14 protein-coding genes and 1 pseudogene are annotated in these 19118 nt (G+C 69.1%); 6 read left to right on the forward strand and 9 right to left on the reverse strand.

What is annotated here, in order from left to right:
- A pseudogene (locus H7965_RS31000) lies at positions 1–112 on the forward strand (IS630 family transposase); the annotation flags it as partial.
- A gap of 70 nt (positions 113–182) precedes the next feature.
- Here the strand turns inward: H7965_RS31000 and H7965_RS17070 are convergent.
- Positions 183–1649: a cation:proton antiporter domain-containing protein gene (locus H7965_RS17070; RefSeq protein ID WP_186771798.1), complete on the reverse strand. Its 1467-nt coding sequence runs from the start codon at positions 1647–1649 to the stop codon at positions 183–185.
- Between the two features lie 663 nt (positions 1650–2312).
- Between H7965_RS17070 and H7965_RS17075 the strand changes: the two genes are divergently transcribed.
- Positions 2313–3932 carry a catalase gene (locus tag H7965_RS17075; RefSeq protein ID WP_186771799.1) on the forward strand — a complete coding sequence of 540 codons (1620 nt, stop codon included), beginning with the start codon at positions 2313–2315 and terminating at the stop codon, positions 3930–3932.
- 82 nt (positions 3933–4014) lie between these two features.
- Positions 4015–4602, forward strand: coding sequence for an ankyrin repeat domain-containing protein (locus H7965_RS17080; protein WP_186771800.1), 588 nt, complete (start codon positions 4015–4017; stop codon positions 4600–4602).
- Between the two features lie 97 nt (positions 4603–4699).
- Here the strand turns inward: H7965_RS17080 and H7965_RS17085 are convergent, their stop codons facing one another.
- The 4 genes from H7965_RS17085 to H7965_RS17100 all read right to left on the reverse strand — a co-directional run bounded on the left by H7965_RS17085 (position 4700) and on the right by H7965_RS17100 (position 9166).
- The gene (locus H7965_RS17085; protein ID WP_186771801.1) at positions 4700–5872 is read right to left on the reverse strand and encodes a patatin-like phospholipase family protein; all 1173 of its coding nucleotides are present in this window, start codon (positions 5870–5872) and stop codon (positions 4700–4702) included.
- Positions 5873–5877: 5 nt separating this feature from the next.
- Positions 5878–6927 carry an SDR family oxidoreductase gene (locus H7965_RS17090; protein WP_186771802.1) on the reverse strand — a complete coding sequence of 350 codons (1050 nt, stop codon included), beginning with the start codon at positions 6925–6927 and terminating at the stop codon, positions 5878–5880.
- A 332-nt stretch (positions 6928–7259) separates the two neighbouring features.
- Positions 7260–8198: an SMP-30/gluconolactonase/LRE family protein gene (locus H7965_RS17095; RefSeq protein ID WP_186771803.1), complete on the reverse strand. Its 939-nt coding sequence runs from the start codon at positions 8196–8198 to the stop codon at positions 7260–7262.
- Positions 8198–9166 (reverse strand): TIGR03885 family FMN-dependent LLM class oxidoreductase, encoded by a 969-nt coding sequence (locus H7965_RS17100; protein WP_186771804.1) that lies wholly within the window; start codon positions 9164–9166, stop codon positions 8198–8200. The genes H7965_RS17095 and H7965_RS17100 overlap by 1 nt, the downstream gene beginning before the upstream one ends.
- A gap of 89 nt (positions 9167–9255) precedes the next feature.
- Here H7965_RS17100 and H7965_RS17105 point away from each other — a divergent pair, with 89 nt between their 5' ends.
- Positions 9256–9792, forward strand: a complete 537-nt coding sequence (locus tag H7965_RS17105) for an HAD family hydrolase (protein WP_186771805.1) — start codon at positions 9256–9258, stop codon at positions 9790–9792.
- Positions 9793–9830: 38 nt separating this feature from the next.
- The gene (locus H7965_RS17110) at positions 9831–11429 is read left to right on the forward strand and encodes an alpha-amylase family glycosyl hydrolase (protein WP_229682681.1); all 1599 of its coding nucleotides are present in this window, start codon (positions 9831–9833) and stop codon (positions 11427–11429) included.
- 423 nt (positions 11430–11852) lie between these two features.
- Here the strand turns inward: H7965_RS17110 and H7965_RS17115 are convergent, their stop codons facing one another.
- Positions 11853–13634 (reverse strand): SLC13 family permease, encoded by a 1782-nt coding sequence (locus tag H7965_RS17115; RefSeq protein ID WP_186771807.1) that lies wholly within the window; start codon positions 13632–13634, stop codon positions 11853–11855.
- 429 nt (positions 13635–14063) lie between these two features.
- On the opposite strand from H7965_RS17115, the gene H7965_RS17120 reads away from it, so the two are divergent.
- Positions 14064–14501, forward strand: a complete 438-nt coding sequence (locus H7965_RS17120) for a DUF533 domain-containing protein (protein ID WP_186771808.1) — start codon at positions 14064–14066, stop codon at positions 14499–14501.
- 9 nt (positions 14502–14510) lie between these two features.
- On the opposite strand, the gene H7965_RS17125 is transcribed toward H7965_RS17120, so the two are convergent.
- Genes H7965_RS17125 through H7965_RS17135 form a run of 3 tightly spaced genes read right to left on the reverse strand, consistent with a single transcriptional unit; the run spans position 14511 to position 19031 of the window.
- Positions 14511–14936 (reverse strand): CBS domain-containing protein, encoded by a 426-nt coding sequence (locus H7965_RS17125; RefSeq protein ID WP_229682680.1) that lies wholly within the window; start codon positions 14934–14936, stop codon positions 14511–14513.
- Between the two features lie 8 nt (positions 14937–14944).
- Positions 14945–15334: a response regulator gene (locus H7965_RS17130; protein ID WP_186771809.1), complete on the reverse strand. Its 390-nt coding sequence runs from the start codon at positions 15332–15334 to the stop codon at positions 14945–14947.
- Complete coding sequence (locus H7965_RS17135) at positions 15303–19031, reverse strand: PAS domain S-box protein (RefSeq protein ID WP_186771810.1); 3729 nt, start codon at positions 19029–19031, stop codon at positions 15303–15305. The genes H7965_RS17130 and H7965_RS17135 overlap by 32 nt, the downstream gene beginning before the upstream one ends.
- Between the last annotated feature and the right edge of the window lie 87 nt (positions 19032–19118).

Below are 19118 nucleotides of genomic sequence, written 5' to 3' on the forward strand. Positions count from 1 at the left end.
CGCCGCGCGGACCATCGACGGGCTCTGGGATGCCATCCGCGACGCCCTGCCACGCTTTACCCCGGAAGAGTGCCGAAACTACTTCACCGCCGCAGGCTATGAACCAGAATGATCGGATTCCGCCCTAGTCCAAAATCGAGCATTCTCTGGACCGAGCCAGTTGCACTGACTGGCCAGCAGCGTCACGGGTTGGGGGGACCGGCACCGGGAAGAGCCGCAGCAGGTCCCTCGGACGCCCGAGCCTTGATGTCCGTCTCGCGCAGGGTCTTGTGTAGCACCTCGTCGCCGATGCGGTCCTCCTCGCGTAGCCGGATGGAGGCACGGCGAGCGGCGGCGAAGGTATCCCCCCCTTCGCCCGCCTCCGCCGCAGCGTCCCTGGCCGCGCGGACGGCCAGTTCCTGTTCCTGTTGCTCTTCCGTGGCGTCGCCCAGTGCCGCGGCGCCGACCGCCGGGCCGAGCGTCATGCCCTGCACCAGCACCGAGCCGAGCACTACCAGCGTGGCGACCACCAGGACGAGGTCGCGCTCCGTGGCGATGCCGGGCACGGCTGGTACCGAAAGGGCAACTATCAGGCCAATAACCGAGCGGGTGGATGCCCAGGCCAGCACCGCCGCCGCCACGACCCGCCGCCGTGTCGCCCCAGCCGCACGCGGCTCCACCGCCGATGCCAGGCCGGCCAGGAATTCGATGCCGAGCACCAGGACGAGGATAGCGGCAGCGGCACCTGCGGTGTGCCAGAGCGGCCAGTCGTCGAGCGCGCTCAGCGCCCCCAGCAGGGCACGGCCCGCGAGGAAATAGAGGAGCGAGGAAACCAGCAGGCTCGCCACTTCCCAGAATGCCACGGCAGAGATCAGCGCCTCGGGCGAAGTGCCCGGCGCACCCGTCTCCCGGTCTACCCGTGCCGCCGAGACGGTGAGCGCGGCAGCCATGATGAGCACGACGACAGAGAGGCCAAGCCAAGCAGCGGCCAGGGCGCAGAGATAGGGGGTGGCGATCGAGATGGCGATCTCGACCGGGGGCGGCTCCGCCCAGGCACGCAGCCAGACCACCGCACGGCCGATAGCAAGCCCCGCGATGGCGCCGCCGAGCAATGACCAGGCCAAGCCTAACGCCATGTCGGCAGCCGATGGAGCATGGCCCTCGGTCAGCGTCTGCAGCACCAGCACGAAGCCGGCGAGGGCGACGACGCGCGCGGCCATCTCGCGCGCCTTCAACCTGTCCGCGATTATCCGCGGCACCTTGGGGCGGCCAACTGCCTCGTGGAACAGGCGGGTATCGAACAGCGCGGCGATGACGCCGAGCAGCAGCGATGACGGCCACCCGAGGCTCGGCAGGAGCCAATGCGCCACGGCGGCGACGGCCAGCATGGTCGTCAGCGCGACGACCGCCCCGGCGAGCGCGCCAGGCATGAGGGTATGGCGGAGCAGATGCCACGTAACTCGCGCGGTCGAGGCATAGAGGATCGGCGGCAGGAACAGCAGCATCAACATCTGCGGGTCCATCTGCAGCGGCGGCAGGCCCGGAAGGAAGGCCGTCACCAGGCCCGAGGCGAACAGCAACAGCGTTGCCGGCAGGCGGAGCAGTTGCGCCAAAGCGAGCAGTGGTCCGAGCAGGGCGAGAAGCAGCGCGGTGAAATGGAGGGCACTCATGGCTGAGCCTCTGCGCGGACGATGGGACGGAGACGGATTCTTGGCCTTCCCTGCTCACGTCCCTCCGGTCAGCCCCTAACTCGCCGGCACTCGCGGCGTTCGCGTGTACCGGGTGATTGTTCCGCGGCCCTGACCTGCCGTCGGCCCGCACTCCTCGTGGCGCGAGGCACGGGAGCAGGCCAGGGCGCCGCCCAGGGCTTCCGTTGCGTCCATCCACTCGTGCCCCGCACTCTTCCCAGCATCAGGGCGATTGAAACCAATGAGGTCCCGCAACGCCCAGAGCAGCGGCATGTCGTCGGTACGTCGATGGGCCGAGGCTGGCCGCCGACCGTCACGATCTGCAAGAGGCTCTTCAGGGCGAAGGGGCTGAGCGCCCTCTGTGGTGGTGCGCGGGCCTCCGTCTGGCCCCACGGGCGTCTGACGCGCCATCATCGACGCAATCGGCAGCCGCAGACAAACGCGGTCTGCCTTGATTAGGCGGGCATAGAACACGCTTATGAAAAAAACGGCGCTGGTGCCACCGCGTTCGCCATCACATGCCAGTAGCGAGGCCCACCGATATTTCCCGGCATAATCGTGCCGAATCAAGGGCGCTCCCGGAATGGCATCCGTGGCTATCCATTTGCGTGAAGGTTGCGCCACCGTCTCCTGAAGGGACAGCACATGAGCGGTCACGACAAGAGCCCTATCCTCACCACAAGGCAGGGCCACCCCGTCATCGACAATCAGAGCCTGCGCAGCGTCGGCGAACGCGGTCCCGCAACGCTGGAAAACTACCAGTTCATCGAGAAGATCACCCACTTTGACCGGGAGCGGATACCGGAGCGGGTCGTGCATGCCCGCGGCACGGGCGCCTACGGCTACTTCGAAGCCACCGGCAAGATCAGCGACGAGCCAGCGACAAAGTACACCCGTGCCAAGGTGCTGACCAAGCCCGGTCACCGCACGCCACTCTTCGTGCGGTTCTCCACGGTGATCGGCAGCAAGGACAGTCCGGAGACGGCGCGCGACCCCCGTGGCTTCGCCGTGAAGTTCTATACGGAGGACGGCAATTGGGATCTCGTGGGAAACAATCTGCGGATCTTCTTCATCCGCGACGCCATAAAATTCCCGGACATGATCCACGCCTTCAAGCCGGACCCGGTAACCAATCGGCAGGAGCCCTGGCGCTTCTACGACTTCGTGCAGCACCACCCGGAATCGCTGCACATGGTGACCTGGGTGAAAAGCCCTTGGGGTATTCCAGCCAGTTACCGTCAAATGGAAGGCTCGTCGGTCAATACCTACAAGCTAATCAATCCGGAGGGCGTCGCGCATCTCGCCAAGTTCTCCTGGGTTCCGAAGCAGGGCGTGCGGAACCTGACTGCCCCACAAGCCGCCGAGATCCAGGCGAAGGAGGTCGGCCATGCGACCAAGGATCTCTACGAGGCAATCGAGAGCGGGAACTTCCCTGAATGGGAGTTCTGTGTGCAACTGATGGAGGATGGCGAGCACCCCGAGCTCGACTTCGACCCGCTGGACGACACCAAGCGCTGGCCGGAGGACAAGTTCCCCCTCCTCTCGGTGGGGCGGATGGTGCTGGACAGGAATCCGGACAACGTCCATGCGGAGACCGAGCAATCCGCCTTTGGCACGGGTGTGCTGGTGGACGGCATCGACTTCTCGGATGACAAGATGCTGCAGGGGCGGACCTTGTCCTATTCGGACACCCAGCGGTACCGTGTCGGGCCAAACTACCTGCAGCTTCCGGTGAATGCGGCCAAGGGTGCCCAGGTGCGCACCAACCAGCAGGGCGGGCAGATGGCTTATTATGTGGACCAGGCCGGCCCGAACAAGCACGTCAACTACGAGCCCAGTTCCCAGGGCGGGCTGCAGGAGGCGCCGCGGACCGGTCGAGACTACCACCAATGGGTCGAGGGCCATCTCGGCCGCTACCAGACGACCCGCACCCAGGATGATTACCGCCAGGCGGGCGAGCGTTACCGCACCTTCGAAGACTGGGAACGCGATGACCTGATCGCCAACCTGGGCGCGGACATGCAGGCCTGCCCGGAAGAGATCGCCCTCCGCATGGTCTGGCATTTCTGGCATTGTGACCCGGATTACGGCACGCGGGTGGCGCAGGCGGCCGGCATTGACATCGAGCGCGCGAAGGCGCTGCCGCCGCTTCCGGGCAAGCCTGCCCCCGGACAACGCCGCGAGGGCCCGACCTATACGAGTGGCCGCGCGGAGGAAGCAGCCGGGACCCAGCCCGGCCAATCGCAGCCCAAGGCCGCGGAGTAGTCACCCGTCGCCGGGAGCCGTCCTGTCGTTGCAGGGCGGCTTCCACCGGTCCTATCCCGCTGCTGCCGAAAAGAGATGCCTTATGCATGACGAGACCGAGGGTCCGCCGCAGGAGCTGGATGCCGCGACGCTTGCATTTGCATCGCGCGTCTTCGGATATGCGCGCGGCGGCCAATCGCGGGAACTTGATGAGCTGCTGGCGATGGGCCTGCCGCCCAACCTGCGCAATGAAAAAGGTGACAGCCTGCTGATGCTGGCCAGCTATCACGGGCAGGCGGAGACCGTGCGCATCCTGCTCGACCGGGGGGCGGACCCCGGGCTTGCCAATGATCGCGGCCAAACGCCACTGGCTGGCGCGGCCTTCAAGGGCGACCTGCAGGTGGTGCGCCTGTTGCTTGAGAACGGTGCCGCCGTGGATGGCCGGGCCGATGGTGGGCGCACACCGCTGATCCTGGCCGCAATGTTCAATCGGACGGCGATCGTCGAATTGCTTTTGACCCGGGGCGCGGATGCGGAATTGCGCGATGCCGCCGGCCTGAGCGCCCTGGCCGCGGCCGAGGCCATGGGGGCTGCCGACACGGCCAGACTGTTAGCTCGCGCGCTTGTCGCGCGCCTGGGCGGCGAAGCGGCTGGAGCAGGATCGACGCCGGGCCCGTATCCCGGCCGATAACCTGGAGGGGGTGGCAGGGAGCCTTCGCTCCGTCAAACTAGGCAGCGCGACCCGAAGCCCATGCAGCACACAGGTCTATGCGGCCATACCGTTTTGGCTACGGCATCGTCCGCGCCTCGACCTCGTGCAACAGCATGTCCTCCGCCAGGGGGATGGCTGAAGCGGGTGCCTGCAACCGCTGCAGCGCCTGCCGCATCGCCTCGGCGCCGGCTTCCCAGCGGTCGGTGAGGGTGGTGGTGGAAAAGTCGAACAGCTTGCCCGGCCCGGCCTCGTCGCGGCCGGCGCGGTAGCCGATCCGCACCAGCGTCAGCGGTGGGTCGTGTCTGGCCTCGGCAAGCGCCGCGGCGATCTCCGGCGCGGAGCGGGCATCATCCGGCAGCCGTGCCGCCAAGCACCTCATTAGTGCCCGCAGCCGCCGCTCGCGCGCCTGCCCTTCCAGTAGACGCTGCGTCTGGTTGCCGAAGCCAAGATCGGCAGCCCGTGCCATCGAGGCGCCGAGCGTGCGTGGCCGGCTGCCCGCAGGGGCGAAAAGCTCAATGAAGATACAATCCAGCGCAGCATTCCGCGGTGCCCCCGGCGCCTGGTCCGCCGGCGCCTCCAGCGCCAGGTCGAGCGGCACGTTGGACGCCAGCCCCCCATCGCCCAGCAGTCGGCCGTCGAGTTCCACCGGCGCGAAGACCGGCAGCAGCGCGCAGGAGGCGACAACATGGCGCGGGCCTATGCGCGTGCCCGCCGAGGTGTCGAAGACCACCCGCTCGCCGGTCTCGACATCAATGGCGGTCATGACGATGCGGCACGCGCCGTTGTTCAGCCGCTCGAAATCGACAAACTCCGGTAGCTGCGCCAGCAGCGGCTCCAGGTCGAACAGCCCCGGCGCCTGGCCGATGCGGGGACCGGGGGCGAGGCGTGGCCGGAACATCAGTGGGTTGCCAAGCAGCAGGGTCTGCAGTGCGCTCGCCTCGTTGTAGGCGGCACGCCACGCACCGGCCGGCGGCGGCGGGCCGAGCAGGAAGGTCGTCGCCGGCGTCGGGTCGGTCCCCGCCCGGTTCCAGAAGCGCCGCAGCGCCGCCGCCCGGGCGCCCGGCGGGTTGCCGGCGATGATCGCGGCATTCACCGCGCCCGCCGAGACGCCGACCAGGATGTCGAGCTGCGGCGCGCCGGCCTCCTCCAGCGCGGCATAGGCGCCGGCCTCGAACGCCCCCAGCGCCACGCCGCCGGCAAGTACCAGCGCGCGCCGGGGCCGCATGCCGGCGGGGGGCTGGATGTCCAAGGCGGCTACTTCGAGACCGGGCCGGGGCGCGCGGCGGGGGCCATCGCCTCCAGAAGGCGGAACCCCGTCGTGAGGCTGAGATCCAGCAGGCGCAGCGGCAACGCCATGAAGTCCAGCGGCAGCGCCGCCAGGCTGGTGGCGGTCGCCAGCGGCGCCCCGCCGGCCCCGGCCGCCGCGCGCCAGCCTCCTTCCACGCCGCGCCCATCCTCCACCGGCGCGAACAGCGCGCCGGGGCTGTCGCCGCTCGGCTCCTCCGCCAGGAAGCCGCTGTGCAGAGCGCGGCCGGTGAACCAAGTGGCGAGCGTTGGCGCCAGCCTTTCCTGCGCCGCGGCAATCTTGCCGAAGCCACCGACGATCACCTCGGCCTCCGGCTGCGCGAGCAGGCCGACCACGGTCTCCGCCACCTCTTCGGCGGTGTAGATGGGCGGCGCGGCCTGTACGCGGCGGCCGCTGTAATTGGCGGCATGCTGGAAGAAGGGCGTGTCGATCACCGAGGGCAGCACGGTGCAGATGCGGATCGCCGGCTGATCCAACACCTCCTGCCGGAGTGCTTCCGAAAAGCCACGAATGGCGAATTTGCTGGTAGCGTAGGGCGTGCCGTCCGGCTTTGCGGTGCGGCCGACAATCGAGGCATTCTGCACCAGCAGGCCATGGCCCTGGGTGCGGAACTGCCGCATCGCCACCCTGGCGCCGTGCAGGTAGCCAAACAGGTTGATCTCGATCACCCGCTTCCACGCCTCGGTTGGGATAGCTTCCAGTCGCCCGAAGGCGGCGACGCCGGCATTGTTGAACCAGACATCGATGTGGCCGAAGCGGTGCAGCGCGGCGCGGCCCAACGCCTCGACCTGCGCTTCGTCGGCGACGTCGGTCTGCACCACAAGGGCGCTGGCGCCGAGCGCGTCGCATTCGTGCGCGACCTCGTGCAGCATCTCGAGGCGACGGGCGGCAAGGACAACACTGTCGCCACGCCGGGCGAAGGCAAGCGCGGTGGCGCGACCGATGCCGCTGGAGGCGCCGGTGATGACGACGACGCGGGCGTCGTTTCGTGCGGTCATGAGATGTCCTGCCGATGATGGTGTGGCGGGCGACTTATGCTGCGCTGCAATATCCTGTTCCAACGACTTCCACGCTGCCCGGTTCCGGTCCGACCGCTATTCGGCAGTGCGCATCGCCGACTCAGCTGGCAGGGCCCGGTACTGTGGCCTGCGGGCTCAGGGGAGGACGGATGGCGATGGCGGCGGGGCCGATGCCGCATTCGGTTCGCATGCCGCCGGCCGGAACGCAGGACGGGCGGGTACGGCGCAGCACCGGCGCGTTCGTGCAGACATCGCGCGGGGCATTTCCTGAACTCATGGCGCGGCGGGGTCTGCACCCACCGCAGCGCTTTTTATTCGGTGGCGCGTGCCGGTGCTTTTGGAGGATGCGCATGGCAGGCATCGGGGCGATCCGTGCCCGCGGCTGGCTGGCCGAGCAGCACGCGCCCCGCGCGTAGGCCGCCGACCGCGGTGCGGATCGCGAAGACGCCGCCGGCGGGGCCCTCATCGGGGCGTCCGTTGCCCCTCGCCGTGGTGACGAACAGCGTGCGCAGATCCGCCCCGCCAAAGGCACAGCTGGTCACATCCCGCACCGGCAGCCGGATGCTGCCGGCGCGGCTCCCGTCCGCGGCGAAGCGGGAGACCCGGCCACCGCCCCAATGCGCCACCCAGAGGCCATCCTCGGCATCCAAGGTCATGCCATCGGGAAAGCCCTCATCCTCGGAGAAGCGCAGGTGCTCGCGCCGACGCACCGGACGGCCATCTTCCATATCGAAGGCCAGCACCAGGCGGGCCGGGCTGTCGGCCAGGTACATGATGGCGCCATCGGCGGTGAAGGCGGGGCCGTTCGGGACGGTGAAGGGGCCGGCGATGCGCGCCGCCTGGCGCCCCGGCGCCAGCAGGTGCAGCGCGCCTTCGCCGGCTTGCTCCGCCTCGTGCATGGTGCCGAACCAGAGCCGCCCGGCATGGTCCACCTTGCCGTCATTCAGCCGGTGGCGTGCCGAATGCCTCTGCGGCACCGCCAGGGCCTCGAGGTGCCCGTACCGCGGCGCGAAGAGGAAATGGCCCGACCGCAGGCCGAGGATCAGTTGCTCCGGGTCTCCGGTAAGCGCGGCATGGCCGGGCTCCTGCGGCAGTTCCCAAGAGGCGCGCTCCTTCCCTGCTTCGTCCATGCTGTGCAGCCGGCGGCCATTGATGTCCACCCACCAGAGGCGACCGATGCGGTCGTCCCAGAGTGCGCCTTCGCCTAGCTTGGCGCCGGCGGCCCAAAGCAGCCGGGGCTCAGCGCTCATCATCGCAGCGCCGGCAGCACGTGTTTGCCGAAGACTTCGATGAACGCCTTCTGGTTACGGCCGACCTGGTGCAGATGGATCTCCTCGACGCCGAGCTCAAGCAACTCGGTAAGACGGGCGGCGTGCCAGCCGGGATCGTCAGAGATCCAGACGGACTCCCGCATCTCCTCGGGCTTCACGAAGCGCGTCGCCGTGTCGAAGTCCTCCGGCGTGCGCAGCTCCCAATTCACCTCGCCGCCCAGCACATTGGTGCGCCATTGCTCATGCGCACCGGCCAGCGCCTCCGCCTCGGTCGGCGCCCAGTTCAGCCCGACCTGGACCACCAGCCGCTTGCCCTCGCCGCCGCCGCGCCGGAAGGCCTCGATCACCTTCCGCATCTGGGCGGGCTCGGCGGAGACGGTCAGCAGCCCGTCTGCCCAGGCGCCGACCGCTTCCGCCGTCGCCTCCGTCACCGCGGCGCCGAGCAGCGCCGGCGGTTCGGCGGGGCGGCTGTAGAGCTTCGCATTCACCGCGGTGACCCGGCCGTGATGCGTCACCGTCTCGCCGCCAAGCAAGGCGCGGATGATATCGGCGCATTCGCGAAGGCGGGCATTGCGTTCGGCCTTCTCCGGCCAGGCGAGGCCGGTGATGTCCTCGTTCAGCCGCTGGCCGCTGCCGAGGGCCAGCCAGAAGCGCCCGGGGAACATCTCTGTCAATGTCGCCGCGCCCTGCGCGATGATGGCGGGATGGTAACGGTAGCCCGGCGCCGAGATGACGCCGACCGGCAGCCGTGTTGATGCCAGCGCCGCGCCGAGCCATGACCAGGCGAAGCCAGAATGCCCCTGCGCCGCGCCCCAGGGACGGAAATGGTCGGAGGACATGGCACAGTCGAAACCTGCAGCCTCCGCCTCTCGGACCAGGGCGAGCAGTTCCGAGGGCGGGAACTGCTCATGCGAGGCGTGGAAGCCGATGCGCGGAACGGGGGCCATGCTCACCTCCTCGCGGTACCTGCCGCCAGACGGGAACTTACGGTGCGCGGTCCGGTTGCCGGACAGCAGACGTCGGCAAAGGATGCGCAATGATCGAGGCGGTCATCTTCGATGTGGACGGAACGCTGATCGACATGAACGACCCGCATGCCGCCTCCTGGGTCGAGACGTTCCGGCGCTTTGGCCACGCGCTCGCGCCGGAGGCCGTGCGCGGCCAGATTGGCAAGGGCAGCGACCAGCCGATGCCGGTCTGCCTGTCGCGCGATCAGGTCGAGCAGCGCGGCGCAGAGATCGACGCCGCCCGCACCGCGCTGTTCCTGCGCGACTATCTTGGCCGTGCCCACGCCTTCCCCGACGTGCGGCCGCTGTTCCAGTGGCTGCGCGCCGCCGGCCAGTGCATCATCCTGGCCAGCTCCACCAAGGGCGAGGAAATCAAGCGGTACCGGGAAATCCTCGGCGTGGACGATCTGGTCGACGGCGCCACCACATCGGATGATGCGGCGCATTCGAAGCCTGCCCCGGACGTTTCCCAGGTGGCGCCACGGGAGGCCGGCTGTGTCGCCATCTTCCGCGATCCGGCAGACCTCCTGGCGCAGCTCGACCGCTCGCCGATGGCCGCCGGTTGAACATGGCCGTCCCGGGCCACGCCTGGTGGCAGAGCGGGGTGATCTACCAAATCTATCCACGCTCCTTCCAGGATTCGAACGGTGACGGCGTGGGCGACCTGCCCGGCATCCTGGCGCGGCTTGACCACCTCGTGACGCTCGGCGTGGACGCGGTCTGGATCTCCCCGGTCTATCCCTCTCCCATGGCGGATTTCGGCTACGACGTGGCGGACTACACCGGCATCGACCCGGCCTTCGGCACGCTCGCCGATTTCGACCGCCTGGTCTCGGCGGCGCATGCCCGTGGCTTGCGCGTTATCCTCGATTACGTGCCGAACCACAGCTCGGATCGCCACCCCTGGTTCGTGGAAAGCCGCGCCTCCCGCAACAACGCCAGGCGCGACTGGTACATCTGGCGCGATCCCGCGCCGGATGGCGGCCCGCCCAACAACTGGCTGAGCGAGTTCGGCGGTCCTGCCTGGACGCTCGACACGGCGACCGGGCAGTACTGGTACCACGCCTATCTGCCGGAACAGCCGGACCTGAACTGGCGCAACCCCAAGGTGCGAGAGGCCATGCTGGATGTGCTGCGGTTCTGGCTGGACCGTGGCGTGGACGGGTTCCGCATCGATGCCATCCACCACCTGTTCGAGGATGAGCGGCTGCGCGATAATCCGCCCAATCCCGAATGGCGGCCTGGCCTGTCGCCGGCACGCCGCCTGATCCGCACCCATACCATGGACCAGCCGGAGGTGCAGGAGGCGGTCGCCGCCATGCGCCGCATCGCTGACAGCTATCCCGACCAGCGTGTCCTGATCGGCGAGGCCTATCTGCCGATCGACCGCCTGATGGCCTATTACGGCGCTGAACTCTCGGGCTTCCAACTGCCCTTCAACTTCCACCTGCTCTCGACACCCTGGAAGGCAAGCGCGATCGCCGCCCTCATCGAGCGCTACGAAGCGGCGCTGCCGCCTGGCGCCTGGCCGAACTGGGTGCTTGGCAATCATGATCGCTCGCGCATCGCCAGCCGGCTGGGTCCGGCACAGGCACGCGTGGCCGCCATGCTGCTGCTGACCTTGCGCGGCACGCCGACGATCTACCAGGGCGAGGAGATCGGCATGACCGACGTGCCGATCCCCCCGGAGCGCGTGCAGGATCCCTGGGAACGTCGTGTGCCCGGGCTAGGCCTCGGACGCGACCCGGTGCGGACACCGGTGCCATGGGAGGCCGGCGCGGGTGCCGGCTTCACCAGCGCCGCCGAGCCCTGGCTGCCGCTGTCCGAGGACGGGCGGCCGGCAAGTGTCGCGGCACAGGCAAGGGATGCGTCCTCCGTGCTGTCGCTCTATCGGGCACTCCTCGCGCTTCGTCGCGCCGAGCCCGGGCTGTCGGTCGGGGCTTACGCCTCCGTTGCAACTGATGCGGACGAGGTGCTGGCCTATGAACGTCGGGACGAGGTCACCGGCCGCCGCCTACGCATCGCCCTGAACCTGGGCAACCGTCGGCGGGAACTGGTGGGTTTCGCACCCTCTGGACGGCTCCTGCTATCCACCCACCTCACTCGAAGCGGTGAGGCGATCCGCGGTGCAATGCGCCTCGGGCCCGATGAAGGCGTCGTGGTAGAACTCGGCAGCGCGTCGGGAACACGAACCGAGGCCTGAGCAGCGTCACCAGGCAACTTCCGTAGGATGTAGCCTTCGCGTAAGTCTCATCGTCGGCTTCGACAGGCGGATCGAGATCCTGACTGCTGTCAGGAGAACAGGCCCTCGCGCTTCCCTGCGGCAAGGCTGCGCGCAGGTCACGCTGCCGAGATGATGGAGGGCCTTGGACGGAACTGCGCCGCCAAGGCGCCAGGTCTCGCTTGGCCCCGGTTGGCGCCTGCGCCGCTTGGCCGCGCAGTCGGCGCCGAAGCGGAGGCACCGGCGACGGATGCTCTCGTGGCTGACGACCACATCCCGCTCAGCCAGGATTAGCCTGATGTCCCGCAGGCGCAGACTGAACAGGTGGTACAGCCAGGTGGCGGGGTGGGAGACCTCCGCCGGGAACTGAATGCATCGGACACGCGCGGGGGACCGAGGCACCATTCAGCCGGGTCTCACTGGCCACACGAATGCGATAAGCGGCACGCCGACCAGGACCACGATGACGGAAAGCGGCAAGCCCAGCCGCCAATAATCGCCGAAGCGGTATCCGCCCGGTCCCATGACCAGCGTGTTGCACTGGTGCCCGATGGGCGTGAGGAAGTCGCAGGCAGCGCCGATTGCGACGGCCATCAGGAAGGGGTCCGGATTGAGGCCAAGGCGCTGTGCGAGACTGCCTGCGATCGGGCCCAGCATCAGCACTGTCGCCGCGTTGTTCAGAAAAGGCGTCACCCCCATGGCGAAAACCATCATCAGCCCCAGCGCTCCCATCGGCGGTAGCGCCTGCGCCATGCCCGACAGCCAACCAGCGATCAGGTCCGATCCGCCCGTGCTCTGGATCGCCTCGCTCACCGGGATCAGCGCGCCTAGCAGGATCAGGACCGGCCATTCGATGGCATCATAGGCCTCCCGCATGCTGAGTGAGCGCAGCAGCAGCAGGACCACAGAGGCACCGAAGAAGGCGATCCCCACCGGGGCCAAGTTCAGCGCCACCACAGCCATGGCGACACCGAGGACCGCGACGGGCACATAGCTGCGCCGCCGGCGCCCCAATGCGACGTCGCGCTCGGTCAGCGGCAGCACGCCGAGCGTGCCGAGCGCTTCAGGCAGCCCGCTGCCAGCTCCCTTCAGGATCAGCACGTCGCCACGACGGAAGCGTACCGCGTTCAGCCGCTGAGTGATCCGCTGGCTCCTGCGGCTGACTGCGAGCAGGCTCACCCCGAAGCGCTCGCGCAGCGCCGACTGGGCCGGCGTGCTGCCGATCAGCGCACTGTCGCCGGTGACCACGCCCTCGATGACGCTCACCTCTTCCACCGAGCCATTGCTGGCCGTGCCCTTCTCCCCGGCGAGGCGCAGCCGCGCCCGGGCTACGATCCGCTCCAAATCCTCCGGTTCGCCTTCGAGCAGCAGCACGTCCTCGGCCTTCAACTCCCATTGCGGCGTCGGTGCGTAGCGACGGAACCGCTCGCGGATGATCGTGGCGACGGCAACCCGGCCTTCCCCGAGCGCTTCCAGCTCCGCAACCGTCTTTCCGACCACCGGCGAGTCCGCCGGCAGCTGCGCCTCGGTGGTGTAGTCCTCCATGGTGAAGGCCGCGTCCATGGAGGCACCGCCCTTGCGACCCGCTGGGAGCAGCCGCCAGCCGAAGGCCAGGAAGCCGATCCCGGCAAGGCAGATCCCGGCGCCGACCGGCGTGTAGTCGAACATGCCGAAGGGTTGCCCGGTGATCTCCTCCCGCACCCGGGAGACGAGGATGTTCGGCGAGGTGCCGATCATGGTGACCAGGCCGCCGATCAGTGAGGCGAAGGCCATCGGCATCAGGAGGCTGGAGGGCGATGTGCCGGTGCGCCGGGCCAGCTGCAGCGCGACCGGCATGAAGATGGCGAGCGCGCCGATGTTCTTGGTGAAGACGGAGGCCACCATGACGGAGGCCACCAGCACCGGCACCTGGGTGCTGGCCGTACCCAGATAGGGCAGGATAGGACGCATCGCCGTCTCGACCGCGCCCGAGCGGGACACGGCCGCGCTGACGAGCAATGCCGCGGCAACGATCACCACCACATCGTCGCTGAAGCCCGCGAAGGCCTTCTCGACCGGGATGATGCCGGCGACCACGCCCGCAAACAGCGCGGCGAGCGCGACAAGATCGTAGGGCAGCCGCCCCCAGATGAAGAACAGGACCGTGAGACCGATGATTCCGAAGGCGAGCGCCTGGTCAAGGGTCACTGCGGGCGTCCATCTGGAGAGCACCTGGGTGAGCACAGGGTGCGGTGGAATGTCATGACGGCAGCTTCCTCTGGCGACGCGACGGGCCGTTCGATCCGCCGCCGGACGAAGGCCTCCCGTGGCATCGACAGGTGCAGCAACCGGGTGGCGCGTGCCGGGTTCCTTCGCGGGCGGCCCTGGGAACGCCGCTCCTCATCTGCCGTTGCGCCAAAGGAGGCGCGATGCGCCGCAGGACGAGGGCATCCCGACATGGTCAGCGCGTGGCAGCTCGTCATCCGTCTCTTCACGCTTGCTCCAGGTCGTGACGGACAGCAGCGTGTCATTGAAAAGGACGTGCTTGGCCGGCCAGCGGAAGCCCTCCCGACCACGGCCCCGCCAGCCCCGCCTGCGCAGCGTCAGACGCGGGGCCCGGAGCCGCAGCGGATCCTGATGGAGGCCCTTGCCGTCAAGGTCCTGCATGGCTGGCTGCAGAACCGGCACCAAACGCTGTTCCCGCTGACGCTCAACCTCCGCAGCCTCGATGCGTCCGGCCGCGAACTCCTCGTGCACATGATGGCGACGGCCGCCGAGGCCGATGGCGGGGTGGATGCAAAGGAGCGGGAGCGGATCGAACGGGCGCTGGCGGCTACTGGCGCCGGGGAGGCGGAGCGGCGCCTGCTGCCCCAGGCGATGCGGCAGCCGCGGCCCCTCGGCCAACTGCTGCGCGAGGCGCAGGAGGCGCATCTCGGCGCCCATGCCTATGCCGCATCGCTGCTGGCGCTGGACCAGCGCAGCCGGGTGAACCAAGCCTGGCTGGACTACCTCGCGGCCCGGCTCGGGTTGCCGGCGGAGGTCACCAACAGCCTCAACCGCCGCTACCGCACCTGAAGGGGGCCTTCAGGCCGGCGCCTCGGTGATCTCCCGCAGCGCGTTCTGCAAGGTCCCGCTGTCCAGCAGCAGCCGGCGCGAGAGGTCGGCCAGCGTGATCCAGCCGACGGTCCGCCCCGTCGCGTCGCGCACCGGCATGCGCCGGATGTGATGGGACGCCATGATATCCATCACCGCTGGTACGGCATCGTCCTCGCCGCATCCGATCACCGGGCGTGTCATCACCTCCCGAACCTTGACCACGGAGCAGTCCAGCCCCTTCGCCACCACCCGGTAGAGGATATCCCGGTCGGTGAGGATGCCGAGCAGCCGGTCGGCCGTCCCCACCGGCACCGCTCCCACCTCGAGCTCGCCCATCATCACCGCGGCCTCGCTTACCGGCGCGTCCTCGCCGAGGAACTCGACATCCCGGCTCATCGCCTCGGACACCTTCATGGCGGGGCTCAAGCCGACGAGGCCGCGCCGGCGGCGGGCTGCAGCCGCGTTTCGATCTGCGCGAGGAGGCGCGAGAAGTCGACGGGCTTCGGATGGTAGTCGTCGCAGCCTGCGGCCAGCGCCTTGTCGCGGTCCCCCGCCAGCGCATGCGCCGTAAGCGCGATGATGGGGATGCCCGCCGTCGCGGCGTCGGCCTTCAGTGCACGCGCAGCGGTCCAGCCATCCATCACCGGCAGGTTCATGTCGAGCAGCACGAGGTCCGGCCGCTCGGCGCGGGTCTTGTCCACCCCTTCCTGGCCGTCATGCGCCAGGGCCACCTCGAAGCCCCGCCGCCGCAACCGGCGTGACAGGAAGTCCCAGATCTCCTCATGGTCCTCGACCAGCAGCAGCTTCGGCATATCCTTCTCCTTGCGCCTTGCCTTGCCCGGAGGCGCCGGGCCGGGCGGCGGCGATGCGCCGCAACTCCACCGCCAGCTCCTCCGGGACACCGTCCTCAGCCTGCACGATCTGCCGGACCTGGCCCCGCAGCCGCTCGCGCTCCGCCGGCGTCAGCTCCCGGTCGGTGACGGCGACCACGGGGATGGCGCGCCACTCGGCATGGCGGCGCATCTCCCGCAGGAAGGTCAATCCGCCAGGCTCGGGCGCCTGCAGATCCAGCAGGACGACCCGCGGCACGGCCTCGCCCATGCGCCGGATCGCCTCCTCGCCGCTCCCGGCCTCCGTCACCGACCAGCCCTGGCCTTCCAGCAGGTGCCGCATCTCATTGCGCGTCGCCATATCGTGCTCGACCACCAGTACGCGCCCGAGCGGCTCGGCGGAGCGGAAGGGCTCCACCACGCGCTTCAAGCGCGGCCAATCCACAGGCTTGGTCAGGTAGTCGGCGGCCCCGAGGGAGAAGGCGAGGCCTCTCTCCTGCACGACGCTCACCATGATGACCGGTATCTCCGCCAGTTCTGGATCGGCCTTCAGGGCCGAGAGAACGGCCCAACCATCAACGCGCGGCATCATGACGTCGAGCAGGATGGCGCGTGGCCTGAACTCGCGCGCCAGACGAAGACCGGTTTCGCCATCCGGCGCGGCCCGCACCTCGAAGCCCTCGCGCGCCAGGAAGCGGGAGAGCAGGTCGCGGGTCGGCGCATCATCGTCGATCACCAGTACCGTCCCGGCTACCTCGCCGCTGGTCGGCAGGATAGCGACTGCCCGTTCCGGCTCCGCGACGCTCCCCTGCCGCAGATCGGCCGGCAGCCGGATGGTGAATGTGGAACCCTCGCCGGAGGCGCTCTCCACGGTGATGTCGCCGCCCAGCAGGTGGCAGAGCGCCTTGGTCAGCGCCAGGCCGAGGCCGGTGCCGCCGAAGCGCCGCGTCGTGGAGCTGTCGGCCTGGTTGAATCGCTGGAACAGCTTCCGGAGTTGCTCCGGCGACATGCCGATGCCGGTGTCGCGGACGCGGAACTCCAACTGCTCCCCACGGTCCGCCGCGGCCGGCAGCCGCCGCGCCGAGAGCGTGATCTGCCCGCCTTCCGTGAACTTCGCGGCATTGCTCAGCAGGTTGAACAGGCACTGGCGAAGCTTCACCGGATCGGAATGCATGGCGCCGAGCCCGTCCGGCGCGACATCCAGCACCAGCCTGTTCGCCCTCTTCTCGATCAGCGCCTGCACCGTCTCCGCCACCTCAGAGATCAGGGCATCGGCATCGAGATCCTCCGGCTGGACCTCCATCTTGCCCGCCTCGACCTTCGAGAGATCGAGCACGTCACTGATGAGCTCCAGCAGGTGGCGGGCATTGCTGCGGATCTTGCGGATGTCCTCGAGCAATTCCTCCGCATGCTCGGCGGCGAGATCGGCGACCTCCTCCTCGAGCAGCTCAGTGTAGCCGATCACCGCGGAAAGAGGTGTGCGCAGCTCATGGCTCATATTGGCGAGGAATTGGCTCTTCGCGCGATTCGCCTCCTCCGCGGCTTCCTTGGCGGAGACCAGCTCCTCCTCGAAACGGCGGCGGTCCGTGATGTCCACGATGGCACCAATCATGTGCAGCGGCCGCCCATCCGCGCCACGCGCCGCCTCGCCTCGGCCGGAGATCCATCGCAGTGCCCCGTCGTCGGCACGGATCACCCGGTATTCCAGATCCACTTCACCGCCTTCGGCGACGATGCGTGCCACCTCGGCCGCGACCCGGTCCCGGTCGTCGGGATGGACATGGTTGGAGACCAGCTCCTCTATAGGACGGGGCGGCTGGTCCGGCGGCAGTCCGAACAGGCGGGCGAAGCCTTCGTCCACCTCGAAGATGTTGCCGCGGATGTCCCAGCGGAAGGTGCCGGTGCGGGAGGCGAGCAGGGCTGCGCGCAGCCGTCCGCGGCTCTCGCGCAGCGCGCGTTCCGTCCGGCGCGTCTCCGTGACGTCCATATGCAGCCCGACCCATTCGCGGAGTGTGCCGTCGGCGGCAAGGATCGGAACGGCGCGCGCCGCCATGTGGCGCCACTCACCGTCGCGGCGGCGCAAGCGGTGCTCGGTCTCGTAGGGCACGCCCCGCTGCAGCGCCGCCGTCCAGGCCGCGGCGGTATGGGTGCGGTCCTCCGGGTGCACCGCCTGGAGCCAGCCCTCGCCCTCGTACTCCGCCCGCAGCTGCCCGGTGAAGGCGGACCAACTTGGTTGCTCGCCGGCGAGCCCGCCGGAGGCTGGCGTGGTCCAGACGATCGCGGAGGTCGCCTCGATGAGTGAGCGGAAGCGCTCCTCGCTGCGACGGAGTTCGCGCTCCGCCCGCTTGGCGTCCTCGACATCGGTCGAGCTGCCGAACCAGCGCAGCAGGCGTCCGGAGGCATCGCGCAGCGGCACGGCACGGCTGAGGAACCAGCGGTAGCTTCCGTCACGGCCGCGGATGCGGGCCTCGGCCGTATAGGTGCCGCCACTTGTGAGCGCCGCCCGCCAGGCCGCGGCCATGCCCGGCAGGTCCTCTGGCAGGATCACGCTGTTCCAGCCGGCGCCCAGCGCCTCCTCCGGCGGCAGCCCGCAATACTCCACCCAGCGGGCATTGACGTAGTCCAGCGCGCCTTCGGGCGTCGCGGTCCAGACCAGCTGCGGGATGGAGTCCGCCATGAAGCGGTACTGCGCTTCCCGCTCGCGCAATGTCTGCTCGGCCTGGCGCTGACGCACGAAATGCCCGATCTGCTGGCCGAGGGCGGCGAGCGCGTCGCGAAGATCCGCTTCGAGGTGGATCGGCTCACGGTCGAGGAACTCGATCACGCCGAGCGTCTCCGCGCCCGCCTTCACCGGCACGCCGATGGCGGCGCGCAGGCCATCCGCCAGCGCCGCTGCGCGCCGCGGAATGGTGACCTCCCGCGTCAGGTCAGGGACCGCCTCGGGGGTCCCTGAGGCCCAGACGCGCCCCAGCATACCCTCCCCGGGCCGGAACTGCAGCGTCGGGGTCTGCCGGTCGAGCGTCGCCGCCCGGACGCCGGGCCCGCTCCAATTCGCGGCCGGGCGCAGGACGCCCTCCGGCGCCGCGGTCCAGAAGACACCGATGTTCCAGCCGAAGCCGGTGCCGATGGCCTGCAGGATCCGCGGCAGCGCGGTCTCCAGCCTGGCCTCGGTGGCGAGCACCCGGCCGACCGCGTATTGCACGGCGAGGCGCGCCTCCGCATCCGCGCGTTCAGCCTGGTCACGGAAGGTCACGACACTGCCGATGACCTCGCCAGCGGCCTGGAGCGGGGCGGAGGAGTATTCGGCAACGAAGAAGGAACCATCCTTGCGCCACAGCACCTCGTTGGCCAACCGCACCGGATGGCCCTCCGCAGCCGTGCGCAGGAGCGGGCATTCCGCCTGCGGATAGGGAGTCCCATCGGCGCGGGTGTGGTGGATCAGGTCGTGCATGTTCCGACCGAGGAGTTCCTCGGGCCGGTCGTAGCCAAGCATCGCGCAGCCCGCCCGGTTGACGAAGGTGCAGGCGCCGTCCCGGTCCACGCAGTAGACACCGAGTTCCATGCCATCAAGCGCCGCTGTGGCGAGCATGGAACCGGCGACCGGGCTGGTCGACGTGCGGGAGAGGGCGCTCGGCGCTTCCTTCGGCTTCGTGTCGATCGGGAAAGGCTGCGGTGGCATGTCGAGAGGAGCCCGGCCTGTCTGAAGGTGATGTATGAAGGCGTATCCCGATTGCAGCGTGGTGGGAGCCGCGGCCTCTCTCAACGT

This window comes from Siccirubricoccus deserti (assembly GCF_014283215.1).
GTDB classification, from domain to species: Bacteria; Pseudomonadota; Alphaproteobacteria; order Acetobacterales; family Acetobacteraceae; genus Siccirubricoccus; species Siccirubricoccus deserti.